We start from the raw sequence: 12,710 nt of genomic DNA, 5'->3' as shown, positions 1-12,710 counted from the left end.
TCCCGTTTAATCACGCAGATACCGCGCGGCGATCATCTCAGCCGCATCCAGCTTTCGGTCAATTTCTGCCAGGTGTTCACGCACAGACAACGCGGCATTGCGGGCCTTTTCCGCGTCTATCCACGGCGACTGCCCCTCAAGTGCGGCAAGGGCCGCATCTTCAAGCCGGACTGTCACTTCCGCAAACAGGCGCTGAACGGTATCTTTCGGGTCGTTTTCCATAGTGGTGACTGACGCTTCCTTTGGAAAGCAAGTCCAGTGGCTTCTTTTGTGATCAGGATTAACCCGGCATTTATCAAAATGTTTTCTGAATGTTCTTGTCTTGCGGGAATCCTGTCGCCATAGTGACAAAAAAATTCCCCGCGAGGCTGAATCGTGGAACCGAAGGGCGCGCAGAATGACCGAATTCGAACTACTGTTACAGAAAACAGGGCACTCAGTCGCCGAAGCCGCAAAGATCCTCGGCTATTCTGAAGGGCATATCTACCGTTGGAAACGTGGAGAAGAAACCCCGCGCGAAGGTGTAATGAACCTTCTTCGGATGGAAGTCGGCGCACGTCAGCCGGAGACTTCCGGCGCGGCGTTTTCCTTTATCGATCTCTTTGCCGGCATCGGAGGCCTGAGAAAGGCCATGGAGAGCGCAGGCGGGCGCTGCGTGTTTACCTCGGAATGGGATCGGTTCGCCCAGCAGACCTATGATGCCAACTTCTCGGACAACCGCCCGATTGCCGGGGACATAACCGAAGTCGACGCCGAAGAGATTCCCGAACATGACGTGCTGGTCGCGGGCTTTCCCTGTCAGCCGTTTTCAATTGCAGGGGTATCGAAAAAGAACGCCCTTGGCCGCGCTCATGGATTTGATGATGAGACCCAGGGCACGCTGTTTTTTGATGTGCTGCGGATCCTCAAACATCACCGCCCAGCCGCCTTCATGCTTGAGAATGTGAAGAACCTGCGCAGTCATGACAAAGGCCGTACGTTCCAGGTCATCATGCGTAAGCTGCGGGATGAGCTTGGCTACTATGTGCCGGAGCCGCGCGTCATTGATGCCGCGCATTTCGTGCCTCAGCACCGCGAACGGATCGTCATTGTGGGCTTCCGCGAAGACGTGCCGTTCAGTTTTGATGATGTTATATTGCCACCCCACCGGGAGCGCCGCATGCGGGACATCCTGCACCCGGAGAACGGCAATGAGAACCCGGAGAGCCATTTCACGCTCGGCAATGACGCTGCCGTCAGCGGCAAATACACCCTGTCCGATAAGCTCTGGAAATACCTGCAGGACTATGCCGCAAAGCACAAAGCCAAAGGCAACGGGTTTGGCTTTGGCCTGGTGGATGGCGACAGCATCGCCCGCACCTTGTCTGCCCGGTACTACAAGGATGGTTCGGAAATCCTCGTAAGCCGCGGCGAAGGCAACAATCCGCGCCGCCTGACCCCGCGCGAATGTGCCCGACTGATGGGCTATCCGGAAGATTTCCGGATCCCTGTCTCAGATACCCAGGCCTATAAACAGTTCGGCAACTCGGTGGCCGTTCCTGTCTTTGCTGAGGTTGCCCGGGTTATGGAGCCGCACGTCCGGTCAATTCTGCAAGGGCAGGGGGCCAGCCCGGTCCGAAAAGTTGGCTGACGTCCATACCCCGGAAACCCGCAGTCGCAACATGGCGGCGATCCGGGGAACCAATACAAAACCCGAACTGCTCATCCGCCATGGGCTTCACGCTCGCGGGTTTCGTTATCGGTTGCACGATCGCAAGCTTCCAGGCCGACCGGATCTGGTGCTGCCTAAGTACCGGGCGGTGATTTTTGTGAACGGGTGTTTCTGGCACGGGCATGACTGCCCGCTGTTCAAATGGCCGAAAACCCGGGAGGAGTTCTGGCGGGGCAAAATCGGCGGGAATGTCGAACGGGATCAGAGGAACCTGGCTGCGCTCAATGCAACAGGCTGGCGGATTGCATGCGTCTGGGAGTGCGCACTTAAGGGGCGTGGCAAGCTTCCGCGGGAAGACCTGATTGACAACGTCGCCACATGGTTGTCCTCTGACCGGAAAGAAGTATCTTTCCGGGGCGAGGACACTGTCTGACAATCTGACATCATTGCTGGATCGCATGGCTGCAGCTGGCGCAACGGCGTTTTATGCCAAGCGGCTTGCTCCAAACGACAATTCCAAGAACCAGATCTATCTCGGTGGTGGTTTTGAGGCGCTCAACACTATTCCTCATGGGCCCATAGAAACCGACAGCTCGTCAAAAGCAGGCAGCGTGCGGGATCGGGCAAAAGCAGGGGTGCGGTTCTATTGGATTGATGCGCAAGGTTTGTCACTGGCGCCGGACGTCTCTCTGATCCTTTATCCGAAATACCCTGAAGTGCGTATCTCCGGGTTCCTCAAAGGCGCAGAGCGGGCGCCTTCAGACCTGATGCGGTCACGGGATCCAGGGCGGGTTCTCTTCCTTGGCACATGTCCGGACGGGCGCGTCTTTGGCTTTGCCGCGGGCTGGTCTGATCCTGTCGTGTCAGCCCTTGATGCAGCAGAGTTTCCCGAAACCACAGGGGTGTTTCTGAACCTGACCGGGTTGCGAACCGGGGTTGCAGACACACGCACGGCGCTCATCAACCGGCTCAGGGAAATCCACCAGGCCGGGTGGATCAGGTCCCAAAAACTCGGACCTCACGGACCTCAGCCTTATCAGGCCCAAAACGGCGGCGGATACACGCTTGAGGCAGAACTTGGCATCACCCCGAACGGCCATGCCGACCCCGATTACCTTGGCTGGGAGATAAAACAGTACGGTGTCCGTGACTTCATCAGGTTTGCACCCAAAAGCGTGGTCACGTTAATGACCCCTGAACCGACGGCCGGATACTACCGTGAGGCCGGGCCGGACGCATTTGTGCGCCGCTTTGGCTATTCGGATCAGTCCGGTAAAGCCGATCGGATCAACTTTGGCGGCGCATACGCAATCGGCAAAGAGGCAAACGGGCTGACGGGACTGAGACTTGCTATCAGCGGCTATGATGGCCCCCAGGGCAAAATCACCGATATGGGTGGTGGTATTCATCTTGTCGATGCTGAGGGGACGCGAGCGGCGACCTGGGCCTTCGAGGGGCTGATTTCCCACTGGAACAGAAAACACGCGCGCGCCTGTTACGTGCCATCAATCCGACAAGGACCTCCGTTTGAATACCAGTACGGCGGCCGCATTGAGATGTGCGAGGGAACGGATTTCTTCCTGTTTCTCAAGGCGGTTTCAGATGGTGTCGTTTACTATGATCCGGCGCTGAAGCTTGAGGCAGCGACGTCTGCTAAACCCAGGCTCAAGCGACGGAGTCAGTTTCGGGTGCGGCATCAGGCACTTTCGGGGCTTTATAGAAAAGCTGAGCAGGAAATGCTGTAAAGGCGTCATGAGCGACGGGAAGAAGACATTCGCTGCAAGCACAAGTGATTTCTGTGAAGCCGCAAAAGCGGACCTTGAGCGCACGATCATTTTCGACACTGGTTATTCACCACGTTCAGGCCAATCATCGGGAATCAGTTTCTGCCCGTTTTCCTTTGTCCAACGTTCCACAGTTGCATCAACATATCGGGCGTCATTCGCCATGTATGCATGTTCGATCAATAGGACTTGCAGACCGGTTGCCCTAGCTGTTTCAGCAAAGATGAAATCAACGATCTGGGTCATGGCGCGCCGGTCGTCGTCGTCTTTCATTTCGCTAAGATCACGCTCATCTTCAGCTCTTTCATCCTTTGGATAGTAGGGGCGGCTTATCTGGTCGATCACCAACAAACCCGGAACCGGCGACGAAACCTGTTCAAAATGTTTGTGCAAACCGAATAGGAGCGCCAAGTGTATGGCGAGATAGTTCTGATCTGAACCAACTTCGACCATATTCAGCGAGCGTTGACGCACCGACTCAACGACCCTAACTCTTCCATCAGCTAGAAATTGCATTCGAGCACCGGTCAATGGCTCGGTGGATGGTAACTGCGCCAGCATTTCCGACGAGTAGTTTGAAACCATATTCTCTGCGTGTGCTATCTTGTCGCGCAGCGCCTGCGGATCAACTAAGTCACGCAACTCTTCTATCTGACTTTGAAGATCACCCAAATTGATCGAAGGTTGTTGAAAATCCTCCACAGTGGTTTCGAGGAACTGCTCTACTCGACCAATGGTCATTGCACGCGCTTGGGCGACATCGTCGGCCCGTTTAAGAGCATCATTCTGTTGAATAGCACTCCGTATTTGACGTTCGATCTCTTGGATGCGCGCGTTGGTCGATTTCAGATCGGCCTCTGCTTGCTCCAATTGCTCGATTAATTCAGGAGCAACTTGTTGGACAGACGCCACCTCTTGTTCAATTAGGCTCAAAGAACTCGAGATACTATTCGCGATCTCGGCGCCGACTTCACTGGGATTTTGACAAACAGGGCAAACGCCCGCATCCAGGCTCAAGTGACCGACAAGCCCCAATTTTTGATATTGCTCGGAGACTGTAGTTTCGAACCCTGAAGAGTCTTTGACCAATGCACGTAGAGCATTCCGTTCTTCACGTTTGGACGAGACCAAACGCACAGCCTGTTTTCGAGCTTCTTCCAGCGGTCCCAGTTGATCGCCGAGTTCAACATCTGTTCGGCTGATGTCAAAGTTTGTAATTTCTCGAAGTAGAGCTAGTAATTCTGGTTCGCTGTTATCAGGCGACGGAGCATCGATAAGTCCCACACCGGACGCTTGAGTGAGAAGCGCCAATGCTCGTTCGGTTACCATCGAACGACTTTTTTGCTGGCTCTTTGACTGACGTTCCAACCGACCGTAAGCGGCCTCTAATCGCCGAAGTTTTCGTTGTGTCAAAACCGTTTCTTGATCAACCGCTTGCAAGAAGTACGGCATCGTAGCCTTCAAATCGCGTACCTTATTCGGGTTATCGAAATCATGCAAAAGCTTCGACTTACTGATTATTACATCAGATGTAAGATACAGATAGGGTGTGATGTGCCTGATTGTTGCTTTGCCGACTGTCCATTTCTCGTCTGCGTCAGCATCTTCAATATCAGCGACCTTAAAAGCTCTTTCTATCAACTGTTTTGCCGTTGCGCGTGGCGCTGGTCCTTGCATACCATCAAACGAGCTGGGTAGTGTTAAGCTTGCCCCAGTTTGCACAAACATCTTCTCTGTGCCTTTGCCACCATCCGGAACTACACGTCCAACCAACATATCGACGTTTCCGTCGGTCCAATGAACTGCTACCCCAATTGCTCGCCTCCGAACGAAGTACGGAAGATCACAACTCTCCGAGCCAAGACAATAATCAATTGCCTCAATTATTGCGGACTTGCCAGTACCTGAGCGCCCCGTGAGGATCGTCACCTTGTCTGGCCGCAAGCTCAAAGTTCTGCGACGTCCCCCCACCCCATAGAATGCAATTTGTGTAATGTTCCACCGGCTCATGGGGTGACCTCCAACGCTGAAAATATCAGTGCCGGGCCTCCGACCTTTGACATCCATACCCCCAACCGTTCGGCCCGGGAAACCGCATGTTTTGGTCCGCTAGAGAGTTTGCCCTTAGCGTTTTCTGGAGGTTTCTTGGCCACACCAATTCCCAACGTTCCATCTGGTTTTATATTGAGTAACTGGCTGTGGAGCGCTGCTCGAAGTCCCGCAGCCGTAACATGTTTTGAATACGCAAGATCTCTTTGCAGACCGACCCGACTATCTGGGAAGCGGTTTAACCATGCTAGTAAGCCAGTCGTTGCATTTGTTGAAGCAAAGCTGGTTTCAAGCCTTTCAGACATTGCCAACGGCACCGCGAGGTACGCGAGGCTAATGTGTGGGGTCTCAGATGTGCCATCAGAAAAACTCTTGACAAAACGGTACAACAAAAAAGAAACAAATGCCGGGTTAGTTTCAGCATATAGATCATAGCTAATCGTCATTTTTGAAGCCCAATCTGTCAACGTACTCTGGATGCCACCCAACACGACCCTGAATGGATAGAACCTGATAGCTTCCGCGGACATAGAAGGGAGATGTTATGGTACTTTCGATACTGCCAACTTCTACGGCAGCATCTTCCAACGCCCATTTTAATACATTTAACCCCTCAGATTTTTGAGATGTTTCATCACCTGCGTTCATGTTCTCACATGCAGTCTCGTGCTGATATTCCCACTCCAAAACAAGCTTTTCATCATAAGAAACGATCTTGCTGTGCTTTGACGGTGCTTCTTTAGACCATTCGGAACGTTGGTTCCGTGCTTGCCACTCGGAAATGCGCGCGCGTCTTAACATAGCAGGTTTCGCCCCAACCAAATCACACTGCTTTGCCAGCATTTCATTGGTATGAAAAACTGCAGGAGGCTGTTTGCTGCTGAAGCTATCCATCAATGTCTCAGAGTGGAGCATCGCACTGGTCTCCGACAACTGCTCCAAAATTTCATGGCGGGCGATGAAGCGATCTCTTTTGTTTTCAAATGAGAGCAAAACCTGACGATCCCACCACTCATAGGTCTTTCGTGACAGAGTCTCTCTTTGAGGTGCTGGATACGTGTCCAGCCGCTGTGCGAGCATCCTCTCCAATTCGTCTATTCTTGGCGCATCGGAACGTAGCGCAATCTTAGAAAGCAACTCTTCCCTTTCCTTATCGGAGAGAGACAAATACGCTTTGGCGCCGGGCAACCTTTTTGCGTGGGTTTTGCGTTTGCCTGCTAATTCTGCCACTTTCACTTCTTCCAAGACACGTTGAGCCTCCGAAACAAGCGCGCTCTGCAGTCCAGAGCGATCCGAACCTACCGTTTGCAAACACTCCAACAGCGAACCTTGTGACAGGGGCGCAACGGTTATCAACGCAAATCTGGTACTAGATATGTCAACGGAAGTTAGTAGACCTGCCCAAATTCTCAGCGTTGTCCAAAGGTTGGTAGACTTGATATCAATCGGCGCTGGTTGCTTCGCAAACGAATGTTTAAGCTGTTCGAGTATGTCAGTGCCGTTTGCCGTAAGCTGAACATCGTCCAGAGCTTCAATGGCAACTGCAGCCTCGTCATCCTTCGTGTCGAATAGTTCCAACAGAGCAAAACGTTCTTGATATCGAAATCCCACTGCAGATGCGGTTGCGTCGTGCACAGGACTCGCCAATTTAACATTCATTCGATATTCGCCCAAAAAAGTTCATTGATTTCAAGGTGCACGCCTGAGTTTAAGTATTCAAGCAATAAGTAACCAGGGGGAGAGGGGAGAAGTTCCATAGCCTCTTGGAATTTCGTCAGTAAACATCCATCTACCAAAAATGCGCTATGCTCTCTCAAACAGTCAACGTATCGAAGCAACACCCAAAGCTGCTGGCACCTGCCCCGGCTGCGGAGCAGAAATGCTGGCCCGCTGTGGTACCAAGAAGATATGGCATTGGGCGCACAGGGGGCGACGCCACTGTGACCAATGGTGGGAGAACGAGACCGAATGGCATCGATCTTGGAAGAACCAGTTCCCATCCGATTGGCAAGAAATACCTGCGCGCGATGCGCATGGCGAGCTACATATCGCGGACATTAAGACCCCTTACGGACTCACAATTGAATTCCAGCATTCCGCGATAAAGCTCGACGAAGTGGTCAGGCGTACCACATTTTATGATCAAGTAATCTGGATTATAGATGCAACACGTCGCCCTACTGACCTAACGCAATATGCCCAGATGTTAGAGTACAATTACCCAGAGCGCTTCGACGGGGTCGACATCTACACGGTTCATCATAAGGAAACACGGCTTCTGAAGGAATGGGGATCGATTGAGAGGATTATTGGTTTTGACTATGGTGGTGACAACCTGTGCCTACTGACGGCGGCACAAGGTCACAATCGATACCTATTCGATTTTCCCAAGGCTGAATTTTCCAAGTCGATAATCGACGGAAAACCCTTACCGGTCGTCCAATTCGGAAAACCGACCCAACGCCGTTATCGTCGTCGCCGAGGTTACTAAGTTCGATGCGACGCATTGATTGGCGGCATAGTCTTGCGATTCAGCCATTACCCTCGTCGAAATGCTGAGTTCCGCCCGTATGTCCCGCAACTGTGAGTTCGCCGGTCATCCGATCTAGCAAGTGCAGCGAATGTCCGGAATAACGGGCCGCACCGCTGTATTGTAAAGCCACAGTGAAGGTCTGGTTTGAGCCGTTCTCCACAAAATGACTGGACTAGTGCGCCAAACGGAGCGGTACTGTGATAGCGACGCGCCCACAGGGGTGCGAGCTTCTCCGCCCGGACCTCCGGGCTGTGGTCGGTAGCAGGGCCAGACCGGTCCTGTGTGACCTGATCAGGATAACCTCATGACTCAACATAGAAAACCACGGACCAAGAAAGCGCAACTGATTCAGATGCTGAGCCGGAAAGGAGGGGCGGATGTTGCCGCCATCAGCGCAAAATTCAGCTGGCAACCTCACTCCACGCGTGCGGCACTGACCGGCCTGCGCAAGTCGGGATACAAGCTTGACGCTGAGAAGCCGGGCAGCGGCAAGCCCTTGCGATACCGCATTGTCGACAAGCCCGCGGTGGATTCTGTCTGATGACCGCTGAGAACGCGGTAAAGACCCGTTGGGCAGAACTTTCTGACATGGACCGTTCGGCTCTTCGGGTGGCCTGGACAGAGGCTTTCAACAACGCGCCACCTCACTTCCTGTCGATGACCTTCATGCGCAAGGCTCTGATCTGGCATGTTCAGTGCCGCCGGTTTGGCGGGCTGTCCCCGGACGTGAAGCGGGCCCTCAATTCTGCAAACGCAGATAAGACCGTGAGGAGCGCAGGGGCTGCAATTCGGCTAGGGACGCAGCTTGTCAGGGACTGGAACGGGCGGCGGTACCAGGTCGATGTGAGCGATGATGGATACGTAATGAATGGTGAGCGGTTTAAGTCGCTGTCGGCCATTGCATTTCACATCACTGGTACAAGCTGGTCCGGCCCGCGTTTCTTTGGATTGAACAGAAAATCGGGCGGTGGTGCATGAAGAAGACCCGCTGCGCGATCTATACCCGCAAATCCTCGGAAGACGGGCTGGAACAGGAGTTTAACTCGCTGGATGCACAGCGCGAAGCCTGTGCGGCCTTTATCGCCAGCCAGAAGATTGAAGGCTGGGTTCTGGTTCCTGACGCTTATGATGATGGCGGGCTATCGGGCGGGACGCTGGAACGTCCGGGATTGCAACGACTGATGGCAGACATCCGGTCAGGTAAAGTGGACAGGATTGTTGTTTACAAGATTGACCGGCTGACACGATCGCTGGGTGATTTTGCCAAGATCGTCGAGGTTCTAGATAAGGCAGGCGGATCGTTTGTCTCTGTGACCCAATCGTTCAACACAGCCACAAGCATGGGACGGTTGACGCTGAACATGTTGCTCAGCTTTGCCCAGTTTGAACGGGAGGTTACGGCCGAACGTATTCGCGACAAGATCGCGGCGTCCAAGAAGAAGGGCTTCTGGATGGGGGGCAACGTGCCGCTGGGCTATGAACCGGATGGCAGAACGCTAAAGATCAAAGAGCCGGATGCACAGATTATCCGAACGATCTACGATCTCTACAAAGAGCATGGGACGGTTCGGGAGGTGAAGGAACAGGCAGACAGGCTTGGCCTGAAGACAGCCATCCGCACATTGTCATCTGGCCGGTTGAAGGGTGGAACGCCCTTCAGCTTTGGCCACATCTACTACATCCTGACCAATCCGATCTATGCGGGCCGCATTCGCCACAAGGCAAACGTGTATCCCGGCCAGCATCCTGCGCTCATTGAGCCAGAGATCTGGGATACGTTGCAGGACCAGCTAATGGGCCGTTCGGCCAGCAACCGCCTCGGTAAAGAAAGAGGCAAGGGCAGAGGTGGCCGAAAGCAGGTCTCGCTTCTGATCGGCAAACTGTTTGATGAAACCGGTGATCGTTTGACCCCGAGCCACACCAAGTCATCGAAAGGGCACCGGCTCAGATACTATGTCTCAAACCGGCTGATCCGAAGTAAAGGCGCCATAGATCCGTCGGGTTGGCGATTGCCCGGGCCCGAGCTGGAAGCATTGGTCGCAAAACTGCTCCGCAAGCATCTGAGCACCCCAGCCGTGACGGCAAACATTATAAGCGATGCTACGACGGAAGAGATCACAACTATTGCTACACAATTGTCAGGCATCACCAGCAGCGAACCTGATGAGCAGAACGAGAAGCACAACCAGATTTTGCAGCTGCCTCAAAACATTCAGATCGCGCCGGGAAGGATCAGAATCACCATATCAGAGAACGGCTTAGCTGAGATGTTGGGCGTTGATTGCGAACGAGTATCTGAGGAACACCTCGAGATCGACGCTGCGTTCCAACACCGCAAGCGGGGTGTCGAAACAAAACTTATTCTGGCGGACACAGCCAACCCGCGCGATGAAACCTTGTTCAAAAACATCGCAAAGGCGCATCACTACTTTGACCTGATCCGAGCCGGGAAAACCTATGCCGAGATTGCTGCATCTGAAGGCGTATCAAAACACCGGATTTATAAGCTGGTCGATCTGGCCTTCCTGGCACCGGATGTCGTGCGGGATGCATTTGCCGGTTCTCAACCAATGGGCCTGACAACCGAATGGTTGCTGCGTCACGCCATTCCCGCGCTTTGGGATGAGCAGAGAGAAATGTTCCGCACCCTGTAAGAGGGCACGGGCCCTGAACGGACCAGCGCCGCGCGATCCCGGCAGCATCAAACACACCCAACCGTCGACCGCGCAAATGCCCTTCCCAGACTTTTGGCAGAATCCTACCAATTAGCGGCATGTTCCGGGTCTGGGGTGTCCGGACACCTTGAAAAGCCCAGGAAAACACGGAGAAAAATCCGAATACTCGTACTGGTAAAAAATTGTTGTGAGTGTTGGCTGGGGTGGTAGGATTCGAACCTACGATACACGGTACCAAAAACCGATGCCTTACCGCTTGGCTACACCCCAACAGTGACGCGCTAATTACTCTGCACCTTCCGCTCGTGCAAGGGTGGAAATCAAAAAAAAACCAGACGACCGGCTTTGACGTTCACGCGCACGGGAAAAGCGGTGCTGTTGGCCGTTATTCCAGGATTTCCTGCGCGCCGATGCCCCAGAGCGCGGTCTTGGGGGCCCAGCCGCGATAGCCCGATGCATTCAGGCGGCACCAGCTGGCATCGCATTGATCCAGCCGCACGATCACGCCCAGTTCGAGCCGCGCAACGACCAGCGCGCCGTCCTCGGGTTTCGAGACGATATCCAGCATGTCGCGCTCGACAATGGCCGTGCGCGCGCCCGAGAGCAGCGAGTAATGAATCCATCCCCCCGCGCCATCGCGATCCTCGACCCGGCGCCAATGGCCGTGTTCGGCGGTGATGATCAGGGGAATATCCTTGCGTTTGAACACCCAGTCGATCCGGTGCGTCAGGCTGGGACCGCGCCGCACATTGCCTTCGCTGGCCTTGAGCGACACGTAGCGCGGCAGCGGCAGATTGGTGACCGAGCCGCGATCCTGCGCTGTCACGGGCGTCCCTTGCAGGGACAGCATGACGCTGAGCGCCAGCGCGCAAAGAGGCAGGAGTTTCATCTGGTTCGTCCGATTTCTGCTCAAACTAGGGCCCGGGGTTCTTGTGCCCGGTGCATTCCTGCGCCACTCTGACAGCAACGCGACCCGTTTGAAAGCACGAAGGAGGTCCCGATGGCATCTGCGCGCCCAAGTGTTGTTGTTACGCGACGCTTGCCTGAGCCGGTTGAGCGGCGGATGGCCGAATTGTTCGATGTGACATTGCGCGATACCGACGACCCGATGACCCGATCCGAGTTGATGGCGGCGATGAAAACGGCAGATATTCTGGTGCCCACGCTGAACGATCAGATTGATGCGGCGGCACTGTCCCAGGCCGGGGATCAGTTGAAGCTGATTGCCAATTATGGCTCGGGGGTCGACCATATTGATGTGCAGACCGCGCGCCAGCACGGCATTATCGTCTCCAACACGCCGGGGGTGTCGGCCGAGGACACGGCCGATATGACCATGGCGCTGATCCTGAGCGTGACGCGGCGCATTCCCGAAGGGCTGGCGGTGATGCAGGGCGGGAATTGGGATGGCTGGTCGCCGACCACATTGCTGGGTGGGCGCGTTGCGGGACGTCGCCTTGGCATCCTTGGGATGGGTCGGATCGGGCAGGCCGTGGCACGCCGGGCAGCGGCCTTCGGGATCGAGGTGCATTACCACAATCGCAACCGCCTGCGGGTCGAAACCGAGGCCGATCTGGGTGCGACATATTGGGAAAGCCTGGATCAGATGGTGGCGCGGATGGACATCATCAGTGTGAATTGCCCGCATACGCCTTCGACCTTTCATTTGATGAATGCGCGGCGTCTGAAACTGATGAAACCCGACGCGGTGATCGTGAACACGTCCCGCGGCGAGGTGATCGATGAAAATGCCCTGACGCGGATGCTACGTGCAGGGGACATCGCGGGTGCGGGGCTGGATGTCTACGAGAACGGGTCCGAGATCAACCCACGTCTGCGTGCGCTGAAAAACGTGGTTCTGCTGCCGCATATGGGCTCGGCCACGGTCGAGGGGCGGATCGAGATGGGCGAGAAGGTGATGCTGAACATCAAGACCTTCGAGGATGGTCACCGTCCGCCTGATCAGGTCGTGCCTGCGATGATGTGATCCTTCGGATCACACGAAATCAAACCGGAGT

At 54.6% G+C, this 12,710-nt stretch carries 13 protein-coding genes and 1 tRNA gene; 8 read left to right on the top strand and 6 right to left on the bottom strand.

Annotated features, from left to right (window positions below; genetic code table 11):
* Positions 1–6: 6 nt before the first annotated feature.
* The gene (locus tag V6N02_RS09600) at positions 7–222 is read right to left on the bottom strand and encodes a hypothetical protein (RefSeq protein WP_371225361.1); all 216 of its coding nucleotides are present in this window, start codon (positions 220–222) and stop codon (positions 7–9) included.
* Positions 223–397: 175 nt separating this feature from the next.
* Here V6N02_RS09600 and dcm point away from each other — a divergent pair, with 175 nt between their 5' ends.
* Genes dcm through V6N02_RS09585 form a run of 3 tightly spaced genes read left to right on the top strand, consistent with a single transcriptional unit; the run spans position 398 to position 3,396 of the window.
* Positions 398–1,630 (top strand): DNA (cytosine-5-)-methyltransferase, encoded by a 1,233-nt coding sequence (dcm, locus tag V6N02_RS09595; RefSeq protein WP_371225360.1) that lies wholly within the window; start codon positions 398–400, stop codon positions 1,628–1,630.
* Positions 1,623–2,084 carry a very short patch repair endonuclease gene (locus V6N02_RS09590; RefSeq protein WP_371225359.1) on the top strand — a complete coding sequence of 154 codons (462 nt, stop codon included), beginning with the start codon at positions 1,623–1,625 and terminating at the stop codon, positions 2,082–2,084. The genes dcm and V6N02_RS09590 overlap by 8 nt, the downstream gene beginning before the upstream one ends.
* Before the next feature lie 25 nt (positions 2,085–2,109).
* Positions 2,110–3,396, top strand: a complete 1,287-nt coding sequence (locus tag V6N02_RS09585) for an MvaI/BcnI family restriction endonuclease (protein ID WP_371225358.1) — start codon at positions 2,110–2,112, stop codon at positions 3,394–3,396.
* A 102-nt stretch (positions 3,397–3,498) separates the two neighbouring features.
* On the opposite strand, the gene V6N02_RS09580 is transcribed toward V6N02_RS09585, so the two are convergent.
* From V6N02_RS09580 to V6N02_RS09570, 3 genes are read right to left on the bottom strand one after another with little or no spacing between them, the layout of a single operon-like run.
* On the bottom strand, positions 3,499–5,445 hold the full coding sequence (locus tag V6N02_RS09580) for a DUF3732 domain-containing protein (protein ID WP_371225357.1): 1,947 nt from the start codon (positions 5,443–5,445) through the stop codon (positions 3,499–3,501).
* Complete coding sequence (locus tag V6N02_RS09575) at positions 5,442–5,930, bottom strand: three component ABC system middle component (RefSeq protein WP_371225356.1); 489 nt, start codon at positions 5,928–5,930, stop codon at positions 5,442–5,444. The genes V6N02_RS09580 and V6N02_RS09575 overlap by 4 nt, the downstream gene beginning before the upstream one ends.
* The gene (locus V6N02_RS09570) at positions 5,920–7,143 is read right to left on the bottom strand and encodes an ABC-three component system protein (RefSeq protein ID WP_371225355.1); all 1,224 of its coding nucleotides are present in this window, start codon (positions 7,141–7,143) and stop codon (positions 5,920–5,922) included. The genes V6N02_RS09575 and V6N02_RS09570 overlap by 11 nt, the downstream gene beginning before the upstream one ends.
* A 139-nt stretch (positions 7,144–7,282) precedes the next feature.
* Between V6N02_RS09570 and V6N02_RS09565 the strand changes: the two genes are divergently transcribed.
* The 4 genes from V6N02_RS09565 (at position 7,283) to V6N02_RS09550 (ending at position 10,671) form a co-directional block, all read left to right on the top strand.
* Positions 7,283–7,975, top strand: coding sequence for a competence protein CoiA (locus V6N02_RS09565; RefSeq protein WP_371225354.1), 693 nt, complete (start codon positions 7,283–7,285; stop codon positions 7,973–7,975).
* Between the two features lie 346 nt (positions 7,976–8,321).
* The gene (locus V6N02_RS09560; RefSeq protein ID WP_371225353.1) at positions 8,322–8,558 is read left to right on the top strand and encodes a DUF3489 domain-containing protein; all 237 of its coding nucleotides are present in this window, start codon (positions 8,322–8,324) and stop codon (positions 8,556–8,558) included.
* Positions 8,558–8,995 (top strand): DUF2924 domain-containing protein, encoded by a 438-nt coding sequence (locus V6N02_RS09555; protein WP_371225352.1) that lies wholly within the window; start codon positions 8,558–8,560, stop codon positions 8,993–8,995. Before V6N02_RS09560 ends, V6N02_RS09555 begins: the two co-directional genes overlap by 1 nt.
* Complete coding sequence (locus V6N02_RS09550) at positions 8,992–10,671, top strand: recombinase family protein (protein ID WP_371225351.1); 1,680 nt, start codon at positions 8,992–8,994, stop codon at positions 10,669–10,671. Before V6N02_RS09555 ends, V6N02_RS09550 begins: the two co-directional genes overlap by 4 nt.
* Before the next feature lie 216 nt (positions 10,672–10,887).
* Here V6N02_RS09550 and V6N02_RS09545 read toward each other — a convergent pair.
* Positions 10,888–10,962 (bottom strand) — tRNA-Gln (locus tag V6N02_RS09545).
* A 115-nt stretch (positions 10,963–11,077) separates the two neighbouring features.
* Positions 11,078–11,581, bottom strand: coding sequence for an SH3 domain-containing protein (locus V6N02_RS09540; protein WP_371225350.1), 504 nt, complete (start codon positions 11,579–11,581; stop codon positions 11,078–11,080).
* Positions 11,582–11,692: 111 nt separating this feature from the next.
* Between V6N02_RS09540 and V6N02_RS09535 the strand changes: the two genes are divergently transcribed.
* On the top strand, positions 11,693–12,679 hold the full coding sequence (locus V6N02_RS09535) for a 2-hydroxyacid dehydrogenase (protein WP_371225349.1): 987 nt from the start codon (positions 11,693–11,695) through the stop codon (positions 12,677–12,679).
* Positions 12,680–12,710 lie beyond the last annotated feature (31 nt).

The organism is Roseovarius conchicola, from assembly GCF_041403425.1.
GTDB lineage: Bacteria > Pseudomonadota > Alphaproteobacteria > Rhodobacterales > Rhodobacteraceae > Roseovarius > Roseovarius conchicola.
Note: the sequence above shows the minus strand (reverse complement) of the source record. Positions and strands in the feature narration are given on the sequence as shown.

Excerpts from the sequence above, each read along its gene's own strand:
- V6N02_RS09600 (WP_371225361.1), bottom strand. The coding sequence starts at position 222 with ATGGAAAACGACCCGAAAGATACCGTTCAGCGCCTGTTTGCGGAAGTG.
- dcm (WP_371225360.1), top strand. The coding sequence starts at position 398 with ATGACCGAATTCGAACTACTGTTACAGAAAACAGGGCACTCAGTCGCC.
- V6N02_RS09585 (WP_371225358.1), top strand. The coding sequence starts at position 2,110 with ATGGCTGCAGCTGGCGCAACGGCGTTTTATGCCAAGCGGCTTGCTCCA.
- V6N02_RS09580 (WP_371225357.1), bottom strand. The coding sequence starts at position 5,445 with ATGAGCCGGTGGAACATTACACAAATTGCATTCTATGGGGTGGGGGGA.
- V6N02_RS09575 (WP_371225356.1), bottom strand. The coding sequence starts at position 5,930 with ATGACGATTAGCTATGATCTATATGCTGAAACTAACCCGGCATTTGTT.
- V6N02_RS09570 (WP_371225355.1), bottom strand. The coding sequence starts at position 7,143 with ATGAATGTTAAATTGGCGAGTCCTGTGCACGACGCAACCGCATCTGCA.
- V6N02_RS09565 (WP_371225354.1), top strand. The coding sequence starts at position 7,283 with ATGCGCTATGCTCTCTCAAACAGTCAACGTATCGAAGCAACACCCAAA.
- V6N02_RS09560 (WP_371225353.1), top strand. The coding sequence starts at position 8,322 with ATGACTCAACATAGAAAACCACGGACCAAGAAAGCGCAACTGATTCAG.
- V6N02_RS09555 (WP_371225352.1), top strand. The coding sequence starts at position 8,558 with ATGACCGCTGAGAACGCGGTAAAGACCCGTTGGGCAGAACTTTCTGAC.
- V6N02_RS09550 (WP_371225351.1), top strand. The coding sequence starts at position 8,992 with ATGAAGAAGACCCGCTGCGCGATCTATACCCGCAAATCCTCGGAAGAC.
- V6N02_RS09540 (WP_371225350.1), bottom strand. The coding sequence starts at position 11,581 with ATGAAACTCCTGCCTCTTTGCGCGCTGGCGCTCAGCGTCATGCTGTCC.
- V6N02_RS09535 (WP_371225349.1), top strand. The coding sequence starts at position 11,693 with ATGGCATCTGCGCGCCCAAGTGTTGTTGTTACGCGACGCTTGCCTGAG.